Source organism: Rubritalea marina DSM 17716 (assembly GCF_000378105.1).
GTDB classification, from domain to species: domain Bacteria; phylum Verrucomicrobiota; class Verrucomicrobiia; order Verrucomicrobiales; family Akkermansiaceae; genus Rubritalea; species Rubritalea marina.
Map to the genome: position 1 here is coordinate 74108 of NZ_KB899250.1, position 22317 is coordinate 96424.

Here is a 22317-nt window from a genome sequence, read left to right on the forward strand (position 1 = left end):
TGCTATTGACCGCGCTGACGCACCGCCTCATACAGGCAAACTCCCGTGGCCACACTCACATTGAGGCAGTCCACCTTGCCCGCCATCGGGATCTGAATCAACAGATCACAATTTTCCTCGGTCAGCCGGCGCATGCCATCCCCCTCAGCCCCCATGACGATACCGACACCGCCCTTGAGATCCATATCGTAGAGTGATTGCGTCGCCTTATCCGAAGTCCCGATCAGCCACACACCGTGGTCGTTCTGTAGCTTCTTCATCGTCCTAGCAAGGTTCGTAACACGCACAAACGGCACCGTAGAAGCCGCGCCCACAGCCACCCGCTGCACCGTTTCAGTGAGACCCACGGACTTGTCTTTTGGCGCGATCACCGCCGCCACTCCCGCGCCATCCGCAGTGCGTAAAATCGCACCCAAATTATGCGGATCGGTCACACAATCCAAGACCACCAAAAGCGGGTTCGGCTTGTGTTCTAAAATCGCATCAAGGGCATCCTCACCCTTGGCTAAGCCACCGCCACCTTTGTTGTAGACATGCTTATTCTCTCTGGCTTGGCCTTCATTTCCTCGTTTGCGCATGCGCGCATTATGTCCAAATCCACCCTCGGTGCAAGCGCACTTCACCACAGCTCAAAAAAGTTCTCATGGTTGCCAGATCCAAGATCTACGTTAGACTAGGGCATGGCTCTTCCCGCAGTTGTCACCATCCTACCGAAGCTTTTACCAGCCGCGAAATTCGCATACGAACATCGCGACAAGGCCCTCACCTTGTGGACCGAAATACAAAAACGCCGCAAAAAGCAACCCACCCTCACGGAGTCCAATAGCCCCGAACCACTCAGCGCCGATCAACAAATCGCTCGCCTGCAAAAACGCGTCCAGCAAAACGACGAACTCCTCAACCAACAATCCGAACTCATCGCACAAATGGCAGGCGACCTCGCTGAACTCAGCACCTTGTGCAATAAAATGCGCATCCGACTTCAGTGGATCCGAGGGGTCAGCCTCATCGCCATCATCAGCACCATCATCTATTGGATCGTCAGCTAGCACACTCGCTACCACCAACAATACTGACCACAAAAAAACTGGCATGCGCTCTCACACATGCCAGTTGGAAATTGCTAGATAAAGAATCTAGAGCTATCTCAGACGATTACTCGTCATCTTCGGCGAACTCTTCTTCCTCTCCGTCGTCATCCAAATCCTCATCTTCTTCCTCGAGCTGGCTATCATCTACCAAGAACTTACGCACGCGCTGTTCTTTAGGAAGCGGTGAAAGCAACATACTAACTGCTCTACCTGCTAGTCGTGGCTTCTGATCCAGATTCGCCATTCCACTCAGGTCTTCGGCAACGCGCTGGAGAACAACAAATCCAAGATCCTTGTGCGCATTCTCACGCCCACGGAACTGAAGCTGAACTTTCACCTTGTTGCCTTCTTCTAGAAATTTTTCAATCCGAGCACACTTCAAGTTGTAGTCATGATCCTCCGTGCGCACACGGAACTTCACTTCCTTCATCTTGGTAGTACTCTTCGGCTTACTCTTTTTGAGCTTGGATTGCTCATACTTGTATTTGCCATAATCACACACCTTGCAAACTGGTGGATCAGCTTTCGAAGCGATCTCCACAAGGTCTAAGCCGATGCTCTTTGCTTTGGATACGGCTTCGCGGCTACTCATCACTCCGATGAGTTCACCTTTATCAGTAACAACTCGCACCTTTGGTGCGCGGATGTACTCGTTCACACGAGTCATGTCGCGACGGTTGTTTCTTTTGTATGGCTTCTTTGTTGCTATTTTTCTATCCTCCTAATTGGTTGGTATTGTGATACTTTGGTTCGTAAATATCAGACGATTGTTGGGCTTAAAGACTGCGATTTTTAAGCTCTTCGTTCAATTGATTGATGAAATCGTCTAACGATTGAGTACCCAAGTTTTCACGATCTCTATGACGAACAGAAACAGAATCGGTTTCGGCTTCTTGAGCGCCAATGACCAGCATATAAGGCACGCGGTCTAATCTGGCAAGGCGAATCTTAGCACCAAGCTTCTCTGAAGCGCGATCCACACTCACACGAGTACCAATATCAGCCAGGCGCTTGGCAGCAGCCTCAGCATGTTCGATGAATTTATCAGACAGCGGCAGCACCCTGACTTGCTCAGGAGCAAGCCAAGTAGGGAACTTCCCTTCAAAATGCTCGATCAGCAGCCCAACGAAGCGTTCTAACGAGCCAAAGGGAGCACGGTGAATCATGACTGGGCGGTGGCGGTTGTTGTCAGCCCCCACATAGGTGAGGTCAAAACGCTCCGGTAAGTTAAAGTCTAACTGCACGGTACCGAGCTGCCAGTCGCGACCGATCACATCCTTGACCACAAAGTCAATCTTCGGCCCATAGAAGGCGGCTTCACCGAGTTCTACAGTGTAATCCACACCGAGGTGCTCTACGGCCTTCTGCAGTGATGCCTCTGCTTTATCCCACACGTCGCGCGTGCCCACATACTTGTCGGAATCAGGATCTGAGAAGGAAAGGCGCACACGGTAGTCTTCCATGCCAAGCGTGCTCAACACCTTCTTCACAAGGTCGAGACAGCTTGCAATCTCATCGTCCACCTGGTCAGGCGTGCAAAAGATGTGGGCATCGTCTTGAGTGAAGCCACGCACACGTGTCATCCCGCCGAGCTCACCGGATTGCTCCCAGCGATACACCGTGCCGAACTCAGCCAAACGCACCGGTAGGTCGCGGTAGCTGTGTGGGTCGCTATCGTAAATCTTAATGTGGTGCGGGCAATTCATAGGCCTGAGCATGTAGCCCTCGATCTCGCCAGTAGAAAGGCCATTGGTCAGCGTCGAGCAACTCGCATTCTCATCCGAAAGCTTTTCCAAGGTATCGCGCTCAGCAATCGCTGGAAACTGGCTCTCTTGATAGTACGGAAAGTGGCCTGAAGTACGATACAAGTCGAGCTTACCAATGTGTGGAGTGTACACCTGGCTGTAGCCCTGGCGGTCGAGCTCCTCAGTGATGAAGTCTTGGAGCGAACGTCGAACCAGCGCCCCCTTAGGCTTCCAGAGAATAAGTCCCTGCCCCACGGCCTCGTCGATCGTGAAGAGCCCCAAGTCTTTTCCAAGGCGGCGGTGGTCGCGCTTCTTCGCTTCCTCCAAGGCTTCAAGGTGCTCGTTGAGCTCAGTCTTATTCTTGAAACAAGTCCCGTAGACTCGCTGCAAGCTCTCTCTGTCCTTGTCACCTTTGTAAAAGGCTGATGCCACAGACATCACCTTGAATGCCTTACAATTCCCCGTGCGACCAACGTGGGGCCCAGCACACAGGTCGATAAAATCGTTATTCTGGAACAAGGAAATCTCTTCGTCCTCAGGAATGTCGTTGAGCAGGTCTACCTTAAACTTCGATGCCTCACCACGCTCAGCAATCGCACCGAGGCGACCAGATTGCGCCATCTCAAGCGCCTCATCGCGGCTCACCACAGTCTTCTCAAATGGTGAATTTTCTTTCACTACCTTCTTCATCTCCGCCTCAATCTTCGCAAAATCGTCCGGAGTGATACGGTGCTGCAATTCAATGTCATAGTAGAATCCATTCTCCACTGGAGGACCACCAGCAAGCTGAGCATCTGGCCAGATACGCGTGATCGCCGTCGCCAACACATGGGCACAAGAATGGCGCAAACGTTCCAAGTCACTCATCTGGTGACGTTCCTCAAGCGATTTTCTCTGTTTCGTATCTGACATTGCACCGCTTTCTCAACATTCCAGCCCGCTTTTTGCAACTCAATTTTGTTCTGATCCACCTCTTGTCACCAGCACCATCCAGCCAAAGTCTCAGCCACAACAACACCAACACACGCCATCTACTTGTATGGCTGACGCAAATTGTAATTATGAATGCCGCACCCATAAATTGAGCCAAAGGTCAGACCTGAGTACTGTTCTTCAGCTAAAAACCGTTTAGCCAACACAGTTAAATACACAATAATGATGAAAAAACTAATCCCTACAGCAACTCTCCTCGTGAGCGCCTCGATCGCCCAGGCTGCCTCGCTGGTTCAGACAACCCTGACTTTAACAGATAACGAGAATGACACTCCGCCAGAAACTTATGTTTCGGTCAAAAGTGGAGCTGAATACTATGGCGGAACAATTGGTGGGTCCGTGTCACAGACGGCATTCAATAGCCCTGTCCAAGGCTATTCATTCTTCAATGCTGGTGGGGGGAGTAGCAATGAATATGCTACTTCAGGCGGCTACGTCTCTAATATCACCCTTACTGACGTATCTGGCACCGGCCAAAAGAGCTATATCAACCTATACACGACGAACAATCCGAATGTCTCAGGCACATTCGACGGAACAGCCAATTTCAGCTCGCATACCGATGCTGTGGCTCGAATGGTTACAGGAGAGGTTGATGTCTCATCGTTCACTTCAGGCTCTGTCTACTTCTTTTTCGGAACATTTCAAGACGCTGCTCGCGTGACTGCCACGCTTTCTGGCTCAGGTGGCCCTGACATTGTAATTGCTGGTGATGATCTCACAACAACGGGCTACGCAATGACACAATTTGATTTTGATACCTCGGGTGGCTATGACACCTTGTCTTTTGAGTACTTGAATGACGACAATGATGCCACCCCTGGTTCCCGAGCTAGATTTTCTGGCCTTGTCATCACGGCAGTTCCCGAACCAACCAGCGCCTCTCTGTTAAGCATTGGTATGACCACACTTCTTATTCGCCGCCGTCGATAGACTGAGAAGTTTTCACGCTATACATTCAAAAGCACGCTCACAAAGCGTGCTTTTTTGTAGTTAGATTTTTTAAATGACATTCTCAGAAAAAGGTGAGTGGGGTGAGAGTATTGAAAGTGAGCCTAAGGTCATTCATCAGGCGTCGCCTGCTTGTCTTTGAGGCCGAGGACAGCATGAAAGGCAGGTTTTGCTTTGCCGGCTCTGTCGAACAGCAACGGATAACTGATCCGGCCCTTGATGGGCCAGTTGTTGAGCCAAGAGTACTTGTCCGTTGTCCCCCAGAAGGTGACTCGCTTGATCTTATCCTTGTGCTTGAGAAACAACTGAAAGAGATCCGCATAGCGTTTGGCCAGTTCCTGTTGCCTGGCCTCAGGTAACCCGTCGCGATATGGGTCCATACGCGCGTCGCCTACCAGGCGTTTGGCAACATCAGCACCCCACATGCCTTCCTTTCGAGGCAACATATCAATATCAAGCTCGGTAATATGGACACCCACACCCGCCTCTGAAAAGGCGATGATGCTGGCCTCGATTTCCGAAATAGAAGGCCCCTTCTTGGACCAATGGCCTTGCAGGCCAACACCGTCAATTAGCACGCCCTTTTCTTTGAGTTCTCGGACCATTCTGACGACGGCGTCCCTCTTACCTTTTCCCGTCATCGAGTAGTCGTTGTAGATCAACTCCACGCCCTCGGGCAGTTCTTCCTCAGCGATGCGGAATGCCTGTTCGATGAAATCACTGCCAATGATACGAGTCCACTGGCTGTCACGGAGCTTGCCGCTGCCCATAAAGGATTCATTGACCACATCCCAGGCCTGGATCCTAGTTCCATAGCGCTTTGATACATGTCTCACCCGTTCACGCATCCGCCTCAGAAGCTCCGCGCGGTCTACGGTTTCCCCCTTCTCGTCTAAAAAGACCCATTTCGGTGTCTGATTATGCCAGAACAAGACATGGCCAACGACATACATCTTGTTCTCCGTACCAAACTTCACATAGGCATCAGCCGTTTCATGGTTGTACACGCCAGGCTCAGGATTGAAGGAACCCCACTTCAGCATATTGCATGATGAAACGCTGCTGAACTGACCAGCCACCATGTTCAAAGTGGCAAACGTCTCCTCCTCAAACAAAGGCTTCGAGATCGCAGCGCCAATCAAAAAATCACCTTTGAAGGCCTGCTTCAAGGTCGGCTGACCACTCTGTTCTCCGTAACTGTGTGTGACCAGTAGCAATATAGCAATTAGCATGATTCTCATTCGAGGTCTCCTATGTACGAACGTAAAGCACACCAATCACTGAACTCTCAGCGCGCTTTGTTTTTTGGTTAATGTTTGGATTGGAAATTGGCTCGCTTCTCGACGGTGAGGGGATCGGGTGCAGCGTATTGTTAGGTAAGTTGATCGATTGCGGAAAACTCAGATTGACGCTTGAGGAAAACAACTAGCAGATAGACGCCTACAATAAGCCCAATAGGAAAAAGTAAGAGGCACCACAAAGCAGCCAAGATACAGACGCTCCTCAGAAACCAGAGTTCGCGATTGAAGCCACGGAATAGTGCAATGCTGACCAGGACAACTCCAATCAAACCAAACGTGGCACCGTAAGCTGTCGATAGTAACGCAATGCTAATGTCGGAAGCTAGTTCTTCAGGATTAGCTCCATCTTCCTTCAGGGTCGAGAATGCTCGAATCATACCTATGATAGTAGCAATAGATCCAAATAATGGAGCCGCCAGTAGTAGCGTTCCAGGCACAGCTAGTTTACGAAAGTTTTGTGAAACTGTGATGGAAACTTCACTTGTTGGCGTTGCGTATGGTGAGTTCATTTATTTAGCCTAACGTCTGAGAAATGGCGGCACCGTCCCTTACGGCGCCACTCCGATTCTCGTTACCGGATTCTAACCACCAAACGGAAATTCAACAAGGGCGCTGTAAGGTGTCGCCATCTTCGGCTTGTTCGCCTTGTTTTGATTCTTTGTTGGTTGGGCGACTAGAAGAAGACCTCTCTGATAAGAAGGATCAAAGCCCCAAGCAGTAGTCCTACTGCCAATCTCTTGCCCCTTGAAAGCTCGCGCTTCCACCACGGCTTGGGTGCCGGTCGGATCGATGCCTGTGCATCCCAGTCAGCCTGAGTGCCCCAGTCCGATTCAGTGGTGTAAGCCTCGCCCTCGTCACCAGTAACGACCCCACCAAAAATAGGCGCAATCGATGCCAGATACTCGATGATCCGCGGCCCATTGGGACTGCTCGTGAACACCGAATCAGCGCCGGAAGAATGGTGGAGAATCAAACTGTCGTCCCCGTCGAGAACGGCAGTGATGAAGTGCTCATTCTCCTCAACGATTGTCAGCTCGGAACGCTCCGCAACAAAGTCTCTCCACTCCCGCGCGGTGATACCGGGGGGAGATGCACGTCTTGATAGAGTGATGTGGTAACCCATTCAGGATGGCAGGGTTCTGGGGCGAACATTATTAGCTCGCAGAAACGGCTTCAAAGGACTGTTGGCGCTCTGAATTGTCCTGATTGCATAAAGGCACAACGACAGGCATCGCTGCCACCGACATTTGAAGCCTGGGATGCTGGCTTAGATAACTGTTAGGAATTATTCGCATGGTTTAGCATTAAACAATCCTTGGGGTATCTGATAGCAAAAACTAAGATGTCTATTACTTTTGGCACTCTGTATAGTTTACACATTGATAGTTAAAAACTCTCAACATGGTCTACTTCAGGTGCGCTAGGATTCTACTGATTCAAACACTCCGCCGCCTAGTAGGACTCCATTTTCGTAGAAGGCGCAGATCTGGCCAGGAGTCAGGGCGCGTTGTTGGCGGATAAATTTGAGATCCAGTTTACCATCTTCACGGGGGGTGACCCAACATGCTTCCGATTTGGCGCGGTAGCGTGGTTGCGCTTCGATTTTGCGTTTGCTGGTGACAGCTTGGTTGACCCATGAAACCGTGCCTACCACGCAATCGGTCGCAAAGAGCCCCGGGGTATCGGCTTCATTGTAGCCGAGCACGAGCTCATTGCGTTCGATCTGCTTGCCAACCACGACATAGGCGACCCCATCACGAGGAGACGCCACGCCATGACCTTTACGCTGGCCAAGAGTGTAGAGGTGCAAGCCTTGGTGGCGCCCTAGGCGCTGCCCTTGGGTGTCCACGATATTACCGGGTTTATCCGGCACGTAGTGGCGCAGGAAGTCGCTCATCTTGACATTGCCGATGAAACATATCCCTTGGCTGTCTTTCTTTTGAGCAGTCGGAAGCTCAAACCGTTCAGCCGCTTGGCGCACTTCGGGTTTGAGAAGCTCGCCGCATGGGAACAGCGCGTGCTTTGCTTGGTTTTGCTCCATGAGAGAAAGGAAATAGCTCTGGTCTTTGTTGGTATCTGAACCACGCAGGATGTCGCAGCTGCCATCGGCGCGTTCGCGTTTGCGCGCGTAATGCCCAGTGGCCACGTACTCGAATCCCTGACTCAGGGCGTAGTCTAGAAAGACTCCAAATTTCATCTCGCGGTTGCAATACACGTCAGGATTCGGCGTGATCCCACTGCGGTACCCCTCGAGCAAGTAGTCTACGATGCGGTCTTGGTATTGGTCGATCAGATCTACCACCCGGAACTCGATCCCGAGCTGCTTCGCCACAGCATGTGCATCTTCCACATCATCCTCCCAAGGGCAGTCGCCAGGCACGGCATCAGCATTGATCCAGTTCTTCATATAGGCTCCCACGACTTCATGCCCTTGCTCAAGGAGCAGGGCAGCCGCCACGCTGGAATCGACACCTCCAGAGAGTCCTACCAAAATCTTAGCCATGCCCACCCGTACGACACATTCTCACATTGTGCAAGAACGAGCTGACAAGCGATACCCAGCCGCCACCAACGGGCACGAGTTCCGTATGATTAAGCTTGAAAGATCTGGTTCCCTCCCCCATCACCCAAGGCATGGCTGAACCGAATATTGAAGCTACCGGAAAACCAACTCCCATCGCAGGCTGCGCAATTTTCCTCGTCATCCTTGGCATGGTCGCATTCCTCGCGATTTTCGCCACGTATCAATACAACGGCTACAAACGCGAAATCATCAACATTTCGCAAACCGAATCGAATCCCACTACCCTCGCAGACACCAGCGACACCGCTCAAGTGGATGCTTTGGTGAAAAAGTTCGACGACTTCAGCAATAGCGTGCTCGATGGCCAAGCAGCCACACTCACACTCGACGTGCAGGAGATGAACCTCGCCATCGCCCACTTCCCGAAGCTCAAGACCTTCCGCAACAAGTTCTCCATCGCCAGCATCACGCCAGAAAAAATCATCGCTGACATTGCCTTCGAGGTACGCGCTGGATTTGAGGGCATCCGCTACCTCAACGGCACCATGGTCATGGAGCCAGTGATCGCCATGGGCTCGCTCTTTCCGATCGTCACTGAGATTCACCCCGACACAGGCAACCCAGTACCTCAAAAGATGACTAAGGAATTCCCCACCTTCCTCTTCACCGAGTACCGCAACGACGAAGATCTCGCCCCGATCTTCCACAAGCTCAGCAAAGTCACCCTCAGCGAGGGCTCCATCAGCATTCTCAGCGACCCCAAGGTCCCGCAGCCCGACGCCCTGCCAGATGACGTCAGCGAAGAGGTCGATAAATCACTCGCCCTCTTCGGCCTACTGGTCTTCATGTTCGGCTCCACCGCCGCCTTCCTCTTCTGGCTCAGAAAGAGAAAACAAAAGCAATCTGAAGAAGCGTAAGCTAGCGAAAGAATAGGCTCAACACAAGCTACCAAGGCATGCCTTGGCGGACCAGACTTTGAAACCCAGCTTCAGCTTACTGACTATGGGTACTACCTCCCATAGATGACCAAATTTGCTTCCCAGCCTCACTTACTTGCGTGGCAAATCTTATACTTGTCACCACCACCACTGCGCGGTACTCTGATGCCTAACACTAGCTACTTGTTAGCCTCACATACTAACAAGAGCTAGTACACCAATCCATATTTGGCCAACTCAATAAGTGAACTCTCACCCACTAAAACCAATGAAATCCACACTTCTCACACTATTCTCACTCGCATGCATCACGGCCCTCTCCAGCTGCGTTGGCCTTGCCGTCAAAGGCGCCGATGAAGGCAGTAAAGCGATGGAAAAACACGACAATGAAGTCGTTTCCGACACTGGCGAAGCCATTCAAAAAGGAGTCAAGCCGATCAACGACGCTAAAGACAGTGTGGTTGACGCGGTGAAAGACGCCATGGATTAAGCTCCCATCATGTCCGCTTCAAGCTTGGAGCGGACGGCCTCAAATTCCTCCTCGGTCATCTCATTCGAGGCGTAGCGCTTAGGGCCGAGGGTGACCTTCACTTTAGAGAAGGGTAATGGGATGCGCAGTGCGTCCCAGGTGGAAAGCTTGATGGCATACTTGCACTCGACGGTGATGGGTACCATTGGCGCGCGGGTTGCTTGTGCCACCTTCACAATGCCCGGCTGTAGCTTGTAGCGCGGGCCACGCGGCCCGTCTGGGGTGATGCAGACATCACTGCCAGATTCAATCGCCTTGCGCAGGGCTATCAATGCAGCCACCGCACGGCGCGAGCTGGAGCCGCGCACGGCGCCAATCTCGCAAACATTGACGGCACTCTCGAGGATTTGACCATCAGGGCTAGCACTGGCGAGCACCACCACCTTGCGCGGGCGAAAAGCTTTGATGCGCACATAGGGCATCACAAAAATCGTGTTGTGCCAGAACGACCAGAGCACCGGCTCTGAGCCATCGACGATGTCGGTGTCCACGCCTGACTGATTGTCGATCTCGATGCGCAGGGTCGAGCCCAAAGCACGCAGGCACCAACCGATGGCGGAGCCAATGATACGTTGCTTGCGTCCTCCGCGAATGGCATGGTGGTCACTCATGAGTATGGAGCAACAAAGCTTGGATTCCTAAATTTGGCAAGCAAAGGGAGCAACTTTTGTACAGGAGCCATTGCTTCGTGTCGGGCTCGGAGCAAAAAAATCTCCCCATATAAGAATCCATCACCTTAAGCAAAAGGCTGGAATCAACGTGGCCTAAGTATGATGGAGCCAACGATACCTCCATCGACTTGATCAAAGCACACACATTCTGCTTGCAAGTCCTTGCCGCTGCGCCAAGTATCCGCCCCATGAGTGAATTTGAGGAGAAAGTCCGCGAGACGCTTGCCAACCCACAGAACCAAGGAGAAATGTCAGATGCCGATTCAGTAGGCACTGTCGGGTCTCCCGACTGCGGCGACATGCTAAGAATGTGGCTCAAATTCACCGAAAAAGACGGCAAGAAGGTCATCGACCGCGCTTCCTTCCAGTCCTTCGGCTGCCAGACAGCCATCGCAGTAGCATCAATGGCAACTGAAATGCTCAAGGGCATGACGGCTGATGAAGCCGCCAAACTAGATGCTCAAGAGCTCAGTGGCGAGCTCGGCGCACTGCCACCGATGAAAATCCACTGTGGCCAACTCGTGGAGGGAGCACTCAAAAATGCTCTTTCCCCCGATGACAGCTCTGAGGCAAGTCAGCCCAACACCAGCAACACTCTGGCCGGCGACATCCATGCCCCCGCCAAAGGTTCCATCCGCATCGTTCCTCTGGAGGACTAAGGTCCCTTCGAGATCTTGAAATCCAGTGTACCGTAGAGCATGAAGCTTCGCTACCTCAGATTCGTACGCAAAAGCTACCGCTACCTGCGCCACCCAAGGCTTCGCAGGATCAAGTGGCTCGAGCCACTGACGCATGCGATCTTCGACAAGCAATTTTGGAAACCATGCCGCGACACCGTGGCTAGCGGGCTCTCGGTGGGGCTTTTCTGCGCCATGCTGCCGGTTCCCATGCAGATGATTTTGGCCGCGATCGGCTGCATCCGCACCAAGGGCAACATTCCCGTAGCACTTGCCACATGCTGGATCACGAACCCGATCACCCAGCTCCCCATCATGGTGACCCAGCACCAATTTGGCGCTTGGCTCCACAAAACCATCGGCATTCCTCGCCCCCCAATCATCTCCAATCTCGAGAAAAAAGTCACAGCAGAAGACCTCTACCTATTCGGCGTGCAGATCCTTGAAGCAGGTGAGTTCACTGTCAACGTGGGCGACTTCGTACTCGGTTTCTTCAGCGCTGCCGTCCTTCTCAGCCTCATCGCATTCCCCATCGTTTGGGGCGTTTGCCTGTTCTTACCCAACCTAGGGAAGCACCCGGATCGCATGAACAAGCAGCCCAACCAAGAACAATCATAGGCGGAGCGTCCTCACGAAAACGCAAGTGCACGCACAAAAAAAAACGCCGAGGAATACCTCCCCGACGCTTGATCTTTAGCTGCCGTGTATGCCACTCGCCCGCGCCTAGCTGGCGCGCTTTTTCCACAGGCTGACCTTGGAGACACCAAGCTGAAACTTTCGCCCGTGCTCGCGAATGATGAAAGGTTCATCCGAATCGCGCACAAGCTCAAAGTGAGGCTCTAGCTGCTGCTGAAGCCATTCCCACGAGTCACCTTGCGGCCACTTCTCTTTGGGAGTGTATTGCTCTAACCATGAAAATGGAGTGGCCAAAACCAACTCGCCACCATCAGCAAGCATCCCAGGCAGAGAATCCAAGAATGCTAGCGGATCCGGAAGACGACAAAGTAGATTCGATGCATGCACCCGATCAAAGCCCTTGAAGCCAGCCGGCAGGTCCATCGCATCCCCCTGAGCAAAGCGCACTTTTTCAGGGTCAACCTCAGGTGGCAACTCCGCCACCGCATCGACCCAGCGCTCGCCTTCCTCATGCATCTTGTAGGCGATGCTGCCCTCCTCTTTTAGCGTGTTGGCTGCATCGATAAAGCTCTGAGAAAAATCGATCCCTATCACCTTCTTAGATGTCTTGGTGAGCAGAAAGCTCGTGCGCCCGACAGCACACCCGAGATCGAGACTCAGACCCACGCGCTTGGGTGAAAAGTACTCCACCGTTCGGCTCACAAAGTCGAGCGATCCAATGCCACCGATCACCCAGGGCATGCGCTCTTCATCTTTACCATAATGCATCAGCAAATACTCGCTGAGCAACTTCACAGATTCGTAATCTTGCATCGAATGGATTGGTCTATACGAAGTAGATTCCATTACTCGCTACAGAGCGCGTCCATGATGTAGGCGCTCGGGCGGAAATGCTGGATGATGACTTCTTCCTGCTCGCCGCGCTGCATGCGCACCTCGCTGATGTCGAAGTTTGGCGTTTTGTGTGGTGCGAATAAAATGTCATCATGCGTGCTATTCTCATGCTTCTTGAACATCTCTGGCACGATGTCGCCACCGAGGTGGTCATCGCGACCTGTAGCCAGGTGGCAAGTACCGAGTACTTTCTCATCTTGGATGTCTTGATAAGAAACCGGAAGCACCTGAGTGCCGAAGCCTAGCTCGCCGAGCGTGCCAGTCATTGGATCATCCGCGAGGCGCGCATTGTGCTCATCGATCGTGGACTGCTCGCCTTCAATCAAGGTCGACTTGATGATGTTGCGATTCTCCACCGTAAGCACACCGAGCGTGCCATCTTCATACTTCATCGGGAACTCTCCTCTGGCATCCACAGGAACAAAATACACTTCACCAGCCGGAAGGTTCGCCACATCGGGCTTCATCCCCTTACAAAGCCCGTGCGACTTCTGCGCGTCTTGAGCATCGAGCCCAAGCCAGGCAGTCAGCACGCGGCCGTCTTCTAAAGTGAAATCAATTTCAATCGAATCCGCATTGCTCATCGCATGGCGCACCTTCTCAGCGTCGCGCGACACCTCATCATAATCCACCGCCAGTCCAGAGCCTAAGATGATGTCATTCATCCCATGCATCGTCGCACCACGGAAACCATATTCCTTACACTTGGCTGTCAGGGGCGCAGTTGCACTCCAGGTAGAGATACAAAGGATGATGTCATACTTGCTGTAGATATCCTGATCCAATGAAAGCTCATTACCCTCTGAATCATAACAGGCATCGCGTAGGTCGAGATTTGACCCATGCGTGCAGTAGTATGCGTACATCTCACCACCCGTCATGCCCAATTCCTCCATCACACCGTCACGGAATGTCTCATAGAAATTTTCGTATGCCTTGCGCTGCACGCTGTATGCGTCATTCGATAAAAAGGAAAAATCCTTCATCCACTTCTGAGGCTCATCAAAATCAATCAAGATGCACACGTTGCATCCATCGGTCGGCTCAAACACAGTCTTCATGAGCTTGGTCACCGAGAATGGAGGGAATTCACGCTGTTCTGGGTTCAGCATGATGTTTTCATTAAGGTATTCAGGTATCACCATGATGCCTAACTTAACTAAATTTACTCCGGGATCAAGGAATGATCTGAAAAATATCTATACAAAAATTAGACAAGATGGAACCAGGCTTCGAAAAACCCAATCATTATTGCAACAATTGTTCATCGAGATTTAGTCAAGATTAATTAAATATTTCCTCGCCAATAACAGGCCATTTGTTATAAAACACTTAAACAAAATCTCATCCTTTTTCATTCGCCATGTCACGACTCACAGAAACTCGCCCTCAACGCATCAATGTAGCCCAGCCGCAACTCGACATGCGACCGAAGTCCGCCAACGAAGCATCCCCACTTGCCGACGACTTTGAGTTGAAGATGGAGGCTGCAAAACGCGAGCTTGAAGAACTCCAGCACCAGCAGGAAGAAATCGCCGCCAAAGAACGCGAACTCAAAGAGCTCAACGAACGCAAAGAAGAATTTCTTAGAGGCCAAAATGACATCAGCGATCGCCTCACCACCTCACTCACCGCCATCGACCGCGAACTCTACGAACTGCGTCAGGACATCGAAGCTCTCGAAGAAACTCGCCAATGCTTTGCCGAGCACCAACAAGTCATCGATGGCATGAACCCGCAGAGCTGGTCCCGCGACAACCTTAAAGAAGAGCTCGACCAATCCATCGCCAAACTCGACCACGCGGAAGATGAATACGAAGAAGCCATGCTGCACTTCGCCAACAGCCGCCGCGCCAACCTCTTCACCGCCCCAACCACCAAACCCGGTAAAGTGAGTGGACCACCGAGCGCCTTCATGAGCAACTTCAGCCAAGGACTCGCCTTCAACCTCCCACTCATCATCGTTGCCGGGATTGGCTACGCCATCTACCTCGCCAGCTAAGCGCCTCTCCTGCTCATGTTTGGGTCCAAAAAGAAAAAGGCCATCGAAGAAGCGCTGGAATCTGTCGAGTCCAGCGTCGACGAACAAAAGAAGCAGGTCTCTGCACACATCGCCGACCTCGAAACCTTCATCGCCAAAGCGCCTGAAGAACACAAATCAAAGCTTCGGGAACACCTCCAAACCATCCCAGCTCCAGAAGAGCTCGCAATACGCCAACGCGAAAACGCCTTTGCCGCGCGCCTATCCAAAGGCGAATTACGCAACGAACGCAGACAACAATCCAATAGCGCCTTTCTCCTATTATTGTTGTTAGTAACCATCGCCAGCCTGTCACTTTGGATTTTCAAAATCATCTCGGAATCCTGGCGATGATCCCGCACTCACATGCATTTTCTTTCATGTGATATCGACCCGCAATCCCTTGCCGTTCCGAGCTTCCTAGCACCTCAGTAGAAGAATCGAAAAAATCCGATACTTCCCGCTTGCACTGCGGGCATGTGCCACCTAGGCTGCGCCAGCTAAGGCGCCTATGAAAGTTACTAACAAAGCTATTCTCGCACTTGAAGACGGCCGCACCTTTGAAGGTGAAGCGTTTGGACACTCTGGAACCACCACAGGTGAAATTTGCTTCAACACCTCCATGACTGGGTATCAGGAGATCATCACCGACCCGTCATACCGTGGTCAGGTAGTCACCATGACCTACCCGCTCATCGGAAACTACGGAGTGAACCCAGAAGACGCGGAATCATCGCAACCACACGTCCGCGGCCTCGTCATCGGTGAGCTCTCACCAGTGGCATCCAACTTCCGCTCCCGTCAAACACTCGACGAATACTTTGCTGAGCACAAGATCATCGGCATCGAAGACATCGACACCCGCACGCTCACCAAGCACCTAAGGACTGCTGGTTCCATGCGCTGCTGCATCAGCACCGAACTCAGCGCCGAGGAAGCAGTCCAAGCGGCTAAAGACTCTCAAGCCATGGCCGGATCCGACTTCGTGAAAGAAGTCTCCACCGAGTCCAACTACCACTGGGAGGGTGAATCCCGACAGTGGAATATCCCAAGCCCATCACAGGAGCGCGAAGGCTACTACGAAGAACTCGCACCTGCAAAATACAAGCTCGTGGCATTCGACTTCGGCATCAAGTACAACATCCTTCGCTGCATGCGCCAAGCTGGATTCGACGTCGAAGTCGTCAACTCACGCACCACCGCAGCAGAAGTGCTCGCGCTCAACCCTGATGGCATTTTCCTATCCAACGGCCCAGGCGACCCAGCTGCACTCGACTACATCCACGCAGAAGTGAAGCAACTCCTCGGTAAAAAGCCCATCTTCGGCATCTGCCTCGGACACCAGATCCTCACCCACGCATTCGGTGGCAACACCTACAAACTCAAGTTTGGTCACCGCGGTGGCAACCAACCCGTGAAAGATCTGCGTACTGGAAAAATCTCCATCACCTCGCAGAACCACGGCTTTGCCACTGACCCAGACAGCCTACCAGACGATGTAGAAATCACTCACATCAACCTCAACGACGAGACCGTTGAAGGCTTCCGCCATAAAACATTCCCAGCATTCTCTGTGCAGTACCACCCAGAAGCTGCCCCAGGACCAAACGACGCGAAGTACTTCTTCGACGAATTTGCAGCTCTGATTGAGAACTTCGAAGGCTAATCGCCTTCCGATTGACCCACATGCTTCGCCGCCTTTCTATTTTATGTTTGCTTTGGCTCTTCTTCCCAGGAGTAGCCATGTCACAGCAAACATACGAAGGCGGTGGGTTTTCGTTCGAACATCGACTCGGTGACAAGGTTTCCCTCAGTGATGGCGCCATTCCCACGGTGCGCATTGAGAGCCCCAACCAATCGATCATGGTGCTACAAAATCACGGCAGCTCCATCGAACCCGACATGCTACGCCAGCAAATGCTGGATCGCTTACTCAAACAATTCAAAGGTGAGGCCGAGCAACTCCAACACAAATTTGGCTACCGCACCTTCTTCAACTCACCCCAACAGGGCACCTACATCCTCTTCTCCAAAGATAATGTTCCACGCGAAGCTCTCTTCTTTAGCTTCAAGCACGATGGCGACACCATCTGCATTATCACCAAGATGCCCCTCAATGATAGCCGTCAGGCAGAGCGCATGTTCGCCACCATCCAGAACAGCCTCACCATTTTAAAGAACTAAACGAACCACTTAAAGTTATGAACACCATCATCTGTGGCCTCCAATGGGGCGACGAAGGCAAAGGCAAAATTGTTGACTACCTCACCGAGTCAGCCGACCTCGTGGCTCGCGGCCAAGGCGGCAACAACGCCGGCCACACAGTCATCGCCAATGGCAAAAAATACATCCTTCACCTGGTGCCATCCGGCATCCTCTGGGGCGATAAAACCTGCATCATCGGCAATGGCGTGGTCATGGACCCAGTGGGCCTCTGCAAAGAAATCACCACACTCGAGGAACAAGGTATTCCGGTAAATCCAGAACAGCTCCTAATCTCGGACCGCGCTCACGTGGTGCTACCGTTCCACCGCGAGCTCGACGCAGCACGTGAAGCCGCACTCGGCAAGAATAAGATCGGAACCACCAAGCGCGGTATCGGCCCAACATACGCAGACAAAGCCAATCGCATCGGCCTGCGCCTTGCAGACTTCCGCGACGAAGCAACCGCACGCGAGCTCATCGACATCCGCCTCCAAGAAGCGAATGAAACTCTCGATCGCCACGGCCTACCTACCTTCACCACCGACCAAGTTCTAGACGAAGTTCGCCCAGCGATCGCTCGTCTCATGCCACACGTCACCAACGTGATTCCATCCCTCCACAAGGCATGGAAAGAAGGCAAGACCATCCTCTTCGAAGGAGCTCAAGGCTCCCTTCTCGACATCGACTTTGGCACCTACCCATTCCTCACTTCATCCAACACCACAGCGGGTGGCGCCTGCACAGGCTCCGGCCTTCCACCCACAGCCATCGACCGCGTCATTGGCGTGTGTAAAGCATACACCACACGTGTTGGCTCCGGTGCCATGCCTACAGAGAATGAGGACATCACCAATTACTTCCACGCACGTGGTATGGAGTTTGGTGCCACCACTGGCCGCCCACGCCGCTGTGGCTGGCTAGACACCGTGCTCCTCCGCATGGCAGTCATGGTCAATGGCGTGACCGACCTCGCCGTCACCATCCTAGACGGACTCGACGAGCGTGAAACACTCAAAATCTGTGTCGCATACGACATCGACGGTGAGCGTCACGAGTTCCCGCCTGCAGGCCGCTCCTGCTGGGACAAAGCCACTCCAATCTACGAAGAACTTCCTGGCTGGCAGTCAGACACCACAGGCGCACGCAGCTGGGATGACCTCCCGGAGAATGCGAAAAACTACCTCAACCGCCTCAGCGAACTCGTAGGGGCTCCAGTAAGCTTCATCGGCAATGGCCCAGAGCGCGAACAGACCATCATCGTCTAATCGCCCCCTCATTCCTGATTCATTTACAAAGCTCTCAGCGCCTCTGGCCCTGAGAGCTTTTTTGTGATTCATCGGCGCAGCACTCGTGCACTAAAAACTCAGAAAGATACTCAATTTTCTGATAATTGGGCAAGCAGCGCAGTGTCCGCCCCTCGCGGGTTTGTGTCAATAGCCCCGCCTTCACCAAAGCGGCGATGTGATGGGAAAGAGTGGAATTGGGGATCCCTAGAGCGGTCTGAATCTCTCCCACGGATGCACCTTGGTACCCCGCACGCACTAAATGCTGGAAAATCCCCAACCTCGCTTCATGCCCCAGCTCCTTGAATGCCATCGCCACTTCTTTCATTTGCATGTTATTTCGATAATACCAGAAACACGATTTGACAATGCTGAATTTATTTCTATATTTCTAGAAATACAACAACAAATCATCATGAACCCCGAAACCATCCAAGATCAACTCACACAAAGTCTGAGCATGTTTGCCTTTTTAGCACTAGAGCTCACCCTACTCTTTCTCATCATCAGCTATGCCGTCGGCGTGATTCAACAATGGGTCACTCCCGAAAAGGTTCGCAGCATCCTCAGCTCAAAGAATGGGCGAGGCTACTTGATCTCAGCTGTGCTGGGGTCGATCACGCCATTCTGCTCATGCTCTACCATTCCATTCCTCAAGGGTCTTCTCAGAGCGAAAGCTGGCTTTGGGCCTACCATGGTATTCCTCATCGCTAGCCCGCTTCTTAATCCGATCATCATCGGCCTCTTTGTCGTCACCTTTGGCTGGCAGGTAAGCTTGTTCTATTTTATCACCGCCATGGCGGTGTCGGTGTCGGCAGGCTACTTACTTGAGGCCCTAGGCTTCGAGCGCTTTATCAAAAGCAATGAAGAAGATAGCGCTTGTGGCTCATGTGAGCCAGAGCCTGAAGTGAGCAGTGGCAACGATTGTTGCTCTAGCGAGGGCGAGCCGAAGGCTGAGCCTGCAGCTTCATCATGCTGTGAAAGCAAACCTAGCGCAGAGGCCAAGCGCCAACGCTGGATCACCCCTTGGCACCAAGCACTGAAGGATTTCAAGACCGTGCTCCCCTACCTACTGGTGGGAATCGGGATTGGTAGCCTGATCTACGGCTTTGTCCCGACAGAATTCATCGCGAAGCACACCGCCGTAGACAACTTATTCGCTGTGCCGATCTCAGCCATCATCGGCATCCCGCTCTACGTGCGTGCCGAGGCGGTGATTCCACTAAGCGCAGCCCTCGTCACCAAGGGGATGAGCCTAGGTGCAGCCATGGCCCTCATCATCGGCAGTGCCGGAGCCAGCCTCACCGAGGTGATTCTGCTGCGTTCCTTATTCAAAACTCCCATCATCATTGCCTTCCTCATCGTGGTATTGGGCATGGCCATTGTCGGCGGCTACACTCTCAACTTGCTGATTTAATTGGGGCTACATAGTTTCGGGGTGAGCGGCACGCCACTAATTTCCGAGCCTAGTACTATATGCCGCACACAAATACATCATGACAATATTTTGCCTTAGTGGGATAAATCCCGCACGGTTCGAGAGCGGTGATCAATCACCGCATTCCAGGGAGGGCCTGGGTACTGCTCAACTCGCTAGATGGGATTGAAAATCTAATCTGGGTAATCTGCTCAATCTGTGGAATCTGCGACCTTTCGAGGGAGAGCTGAAATTGTTGAATCCCCCTCGTCTCTAGCTATAAAGAAATGAGTCATTGCCCCAGCATGGACTTCTTCACTTCAGACAAATCAGTAAGTACTAGGTTGAAAATGTATTTATGTTCAGTCTCGTTGTGCTTCCTCTTTTCTACATTTAGGAAAAGATTTGCCCCTAATGCCAAATCAGGAAGATCAGGATTGCTAATCAAGAGCATGGCTAGAATCTCTTCACTCTGAATAGACTTCACGGACTGTTCTATGACTTTTTTGGGCAGCATCATTACAGTCCAATTATCACCGAGGTATTCTTCGATTTTCGATTTGATCGCATCAATTTCAAGGTTGGTATGATAGATGTAATTAGTTACAAATTCATTTCGAGTTTTGTCTTCGTATGACTCTTTACCCAAGAGTTGGGTAAAATCAGGCAGTTCCTTGGAGAGAGCACTGACACATGTGCTGATAAGAATAACAGTAGTAGCGAGTATTTTTAGCATAACGTGAAACACAACCGCCGAACTCTGTTCGGTCTGGGTGTTAAGCATAGCTATCAGACGTAGTGAATAGATCGAACATTTTCTGCTAGAACCACCCGGACGAAGCAACGGTTAGACAAAGAAGAGACTCTGCGGAAGGCCTGTCTAAGAGCTTTTTTATTTGTCAGTCATGCCCCTCTAACCTACCAACAAGGACATGCAAAACAACTCGGAACGTGGACTCTTGATCGTGATTGAAGGAATTGATGGCACAGGAAAGTCCTCGCAGGTGAAGTTGTTGGCAGAGAACCTGAAGGCAGGCGGCGCCTCCGCCCTCGCCGACCGCGAGCCCTCGGATGGCCCCTTCGGCAAGATCTTGCGTCAGTCGATGACCGAAGGCCGCCTTGAGCGCAACGAGGAGCTCGAGCTCTTCTACAAGGACCGCAAGCAACACGTAAACGATGTGATCACGCCGGCAATGGAGGCGGGCACTCACGTCGTGCTCGACCGTTATTACTTTTCTACAATGGCCTATCAGGGAGCCAATGGCTTCGACATCGACACCATCCGCAAGGACAATGAAGCATTTGCGCCAAAACCGGACTTGCTCTTCATCCTCGATCTCGACATCGACACCGCGCTCGAGCGCATTGGCAGCCGCGGCGACACAGCCAACGAATTCGAACAACGTGAATCATTGGAGTTCTGCCGCAATGTCTTCCTCAGTGTGCAGGGCGAAGCCTACGCCCACGTGATCGACGCCTCACAGGATATCGAGTCGATCCAGCAACAACTGGTAGCACGCGTGCGCGCAGCCATCCACTCTGAGTAATCACAGCGCCCTCTCCCTAGCTCCTAGGCTCGACTGCTTGTGTACTTGCGTTGAGGCATGCGAATCTGCGTATCTGCCGAGCTTTCAGCTCTGCTTGTACTTTCTTACCGATATCATGGGGTGGCGCTCGCGCTTCACCCCATGCTGGTATCGGATACACCCTTGGTGTGAGTCCGTGAATCAATCGAGAGTGATGGCATTACGGAAGCGCCTAGATCTACCCTGCAGCTGGCAGCGATGGCTCACTCTGCTGACCAGAGTTTGAGGCCGCGAGGTGACATTAGAAGATAAAACCTCAGATCCTATCTAATCAACATCACCAGGCTCTGCAGGAGCCAAACATACCAGACTAGGGTAAGGCGCAGCATGCGCCGCAACCCTAGGTTCATGTAATCAAAATCCATTCCCTGAAGGGGAATCTCATAAGGGCCAGATTCAAGGCTATCCCCCATTCATCTCCTTACGAGCCTGGCACCATATGCCACAAGGCCATCTCCTTACGAGCCTGGCACCATATGCCACAAGGCTGATTCTCTATTTATTAGTTATATCCGGACGCTCTTTCTTCATCGCCTTACGAGCCTGGCACGATATGCCACAGAAAACGGTTAAATGTACTGTATTCATCTTCTCACTCTATCTTGTTAGACCAGGCAGTTGCATAGGGTTAATCCTCGTATTCTATAAATTCCCAATCAATCTCCTCTCTAAAAATCTTAATACAAAACTCTAGCTCTTCGAGAGAGATTTCTTTCGAGCTCAGTGAGACTGTTCTAGTTCGGTCTGTATCGTCTCTGAATATCTCACAAATGAATTTGTCGCTTCTGAGGAACTTCCCTTTACGGTAGATTTCTACACCAATTCCATCTCGGGCAGCAACGTCACTAGCGCGTAT

At 52.0% G+C, this 22317-nt stretch carries 25 protein-coding genes; 13 read left to right on the plus strand and 12 right to left on the minus strand.

Going from position 1 to position 22317, the window contains the following annotated elements; genetic code table 11:
- Positions 1-2: 2 nt before the first annotated feature.
- Positions 3-578, minus strand: coding sequence for a 23S rRNA (guanosine(2251)-2'-O)-methyltransferase RlmB (gene rlmB / locus F454_RS14125; protein WP_018969342.1), 576 nt, complete (start codon positions 576-578; stop codon positions 3-5).
- Between the two features lie 102 nt (positions 579-680).
- On the opposite strand from rlmB, the gene F454_RS0104035 reads away from it, so the two are divergent.
- Positions 681-1049, plus strand: coding sequence for a hypothetical protein (locus tag F454_RS0104035; protein ID WP_018969343.1), 369 nt, complete (start codon positions 681-683; stop codon positions 1047-1049).
- 106 nt (positions 1050-1155) lie between these two features.
- On the opposite strand, the gene infC is transcribed toward F454_RS0104035, so the two are convergent.
- Entirely contained in the window at positions 1156-1758 is a 603-nt protein-coding gene (infC, locus tag F454_RS0104040; protein ID WP_018969344.1) for a translation initiation factor IF-3, read from the minus strand.
- Positions 1759-1867: 109 nt separating this feature from the next.
- A complete protein-coding gene (thrS, locus tag F454_RS0104045) occupies positions 1868-3748 on the minus strand; it encodes a threonine--tRNA ligase (protein ID WP_018969345.1) in 1881 nt (626 codons plus the stop codon).
- Positions 3749-3991: 243 nt separating this feature from the next.
- Between thrS and F454_RS0104050 the strand changes: the two genes are divergently transcribed.
- Positions 3992-4762 (plus strand): PEP-CTERM sorting domain-containing protein, encoded by a 771-nt coding sequence (locus tag F454_RS0104050; protein WP_018969346.1) that lies wholly within the window; start codon positions 3992-3994, stop codon positions 4760-4762.
- Between the two features lie 128 nt (positions 4763-4890).
- On the opposite strand, the gene F454_RS0104055 is transcribed toward F454_RS0104050, so the two are convergent.
- The 4 genes from F454_RS0104055 to mnmA all read right to left on the minus strand — a co-directional run bounded on the left by F454_RS0104055 (position 4891) and on the right by mnmA (position 8590).
- The gene (locus tag F454_RS0104055; protein ID WP_169334314.1) at positions 4891-5949 is read right to left on the minus strand and encodes an endo-1,4-beta-xylanase; all 1059 of its coding nucleotides are present in this window, start codon (positions 5947-5949) and stop codon (positions 4891-4893) included.
- A 203-nt stretch (positions 5950-6152) separates the two neighbouring features.
- A complete protein-coding gene (locus F454_RS0104060) occupies positions 6153-6590 on the minus strand; it encodes a MotA/TolQ/ExbB proton channel family protein (protein ID WP_083912882.1) in 438 nt (145 codons plus the stop codon).
- 164 nt (positions 6591-6754) lie between these two features.
- Complete coding sequence (locus tag F454_RS0104065) at positions 6755-7021, minus strand: hypothetical protein (RefSeq protein ID WP_205618987.1); 267 nt, start codon at positions 7019-7021, stop codon at positions 6755-6757.
- A 480-nt stretch (positions 7022-7501) separates the two neighbouring features.
- Positions 7502-8590 carry a tRNA 2-thiouridine(34) synthase MnmA gene (gene mnmA / locus F454_RS0104070; RefSeq protein WP_338049193.1) on the minus strand — a complete coding sequence of 363 codons (1089 nt, stop codon included), beginning with the start codon at positions 8588-8590 and terminating at the stop codon, positions 7502-7504.
- Between the two features lie 89 nt (positions 8591-8679).
- On the opposite strand from mnmA, the gene F454_RS0104075 reads away from it, so the two are divergent.
- Positions 8680-9522, plus strand: coding sequence for a hypothetical protein (locus F454_RS0104075; protein ID WP_156817125.1), 843 nt, complete (start codon positions 8680-8682; stop codon positions 9520-9522).
- A gap of 289 nt (positions 9523-9811) precedes the next feature.
- A complete protein-coding gene (locus tag F454_RS0104080) occupies positions 9812-10033 on the plus strand; it encodes a hypothetical protein (RefSeq protein WP_018969352.1) in 222 nt (73 codons plus the stop codon).
- Here F454_RS0104080 and F454_RS0104085 read toward each other — a convergent pair.
- Complete coding sequence (locus tag F454_RS0104085; protein ID WP_018969353.1) at positions 10030-10683, minus strand: lysophospholipid acyltransferase family protein; 654 nt, start codon at positions 10681-10683, stop codon at positions 10030-10032. The genes F454_RS0104080 and F454_RS0104085 overlap by 4 nt on opposite strands.
- Before the next feature lie 188 nt (positions 10684-10871).
- Here F454_RS0104085 and F454_RS0104095 point away from each other — a divergent pair, with 188 nt between their 5' ends.
- Positions 10872-11402 carry an iron-sulfur cluster assembly scaffold protein gene (locus F454_RS0104095; RefSeq protein ID WP_240471539.1) on the plus strand — a complete coding sequence of 177 codons (531 nt, stop codon included), beginning with the start codon at positions 10872-10874 and terminating at the stop codon, positions 11400-11402.
- A 39-nt stretch (positions 11403-11441) separates the two neighbouring features.
- Entirely contained in the window at positions 11442-12038 is a 597-nt protein-coding gene (locus F454_RS15550) for a DUF2062 domain-containing protein (RefSeq protein ID WP_018969356.1), read from the plus strand.
- Between the two features lie 105 nt (positions 12039-12143).
- Here F454_RS15550 and F454_RS0104105 read toward each other — a convergent pair whose 3' ends face one another.
- Positions 12144-12869 (minus strand): putative 4-mercaptohistidine N1-methyltransferase, encoded by a 726-nt coding sequence (locus tag F454_RS0104105; protein ID WP_018969357.1) that lies wholly within the window; start codon positions 12867-12869, stop codon positions 12144-12146.
- Between the two features lie 32 nt (positions 12870-12901).
- Positions 12902-14095, minus strand: coding sequence for a M29 family metallopeptidase (locus F454_RS0104110; RefSeq protein WP_018969358.1), 1194 nt, complete (start codon positions 14093-14095; stop codon positions 12902-12904).
- A 218-nt stretch (positions 14096-14313) separates the two neighbouring features.
- On the opposite strand from F454_RS0104110, the gene F454_RS0104115 reads away from it, so the two are divergent.
- From F454_RS0104115 to F454_RS0104135, 5 genes are all read left to right on the plus strand, one after another.
- Positions 14314-14952, plus strand: a complete 639-nt coding sequence (locus F454_RS0104115; protein ID WP_018969359.1) for a hypothetical protein — start codon at positions 14314-14316, stop codon at positions 14950-14952.
- A 15-nt stretch (positions 14953-14967) separates the two neighbouring features.
- Positions 14968-15324, plus strand: coding sequence for a hypothetical protein (locus F454_RS0104120; protein ID WP_018969360.1), 357 nt, complete (start codon positions 14968-14970; stop codon positions 15322-15324).
- 157 nt (positions 15325-15481) lie between these two features.
- Positions 15482-16636 carry a glutamine-hydrolyzing carbamoyl-phosphate synthase small subunit gene (gene carA / locus F454_RS0104125; protein ID WP_018969361.1) on the plus strand — a complete coding sequence of 385 codons (1155 nt, stop codon included), beginning with the start codon at positions 15482-15484 and terminating at the stop codon, positions 16634-16636.
- A gap of 77 nt (positions 16637-16713) precedes the next feature.
- Positions 16714-17154, plus strand: a complete 441-nt coding sequence (locus F454_RS0104130; RefSeq protein ID WP_026292695.1) for a hypothetical protein — start codon at positions 16714-16716, stop codon at positions 17152-17154.
- 17 nt (positions 17155-17171) lie between these two features.
- Positions 17172-18440: an adenylosuccinate synthase gene (locus tag F454_RS0104135; RefSeq protein ID WP_018969363.1), complete on the plus strand. Its 1269-nt coding sequence runs from the start codon at positions 17172-17174 to the stop codon at positions 18438-18440.
- Positions 18441-18474: 34 nt separating this feature from the next.
- On the opposite strand, the gene F454_RS0104140 is transcribed toward F454_RS0104135, so the two are convergent.
- On the minus strand, positions 18475-18792 hold the full coding sequence (locus F454_RS0104140) for an ArsR/SmtB family transcription factor (RefSeq protein WP_018969364.1): 318 nt from the start codon (positions 18790-18792) through the stop codon (positions 18475-18477).
- Between the two features lie 81 nt (positions 18793-18873).
- Here F454_RS0104140 and F454_RS0104145 point away from each other — a divergent pair, with 81 nt between their 5' ends.
- Positions 18874-19875, plus strand: coding sequence for a permease (locus tag F454_RS0104145; protein ID WP_018969365.1), 1002 nt, complete (start codon positions 18874-18876; stop codon positions 19873-19875).
- 292 nt (positions 19876-20167) lie between these two features.
- Here the strand turns inward: F454_RS0104145 and F454_RS0104150 are convergent, their stop codons facing one another.
- Complete coding sequence (locus F454_RS0104150; protein ID WP_018969366.1) at positions 20168-20659, minus strand: hypothetical protein; 492 nt, start codon at positions 20657-20659, stop codon at positions 20168-20170.
- 148 nt (positions 20660-20807) lie between these two features.
- Here F454_RS0104150 and tmk point away from each other — a divergent pair, with 148 nt between their 5' ends.
- Positions 20808-21422 (plus strand): dTMP kinase, encoded by a 615-nt coding sequence (tmk, locus tag F454_RS0104155; protein ID WP_018969367.1) that lies wholly within the window; start codon positions 20808-20810, stop codon positions 21420-21422.
- Positions 21423-22317 lie beyond the last annotated feature (895 nt).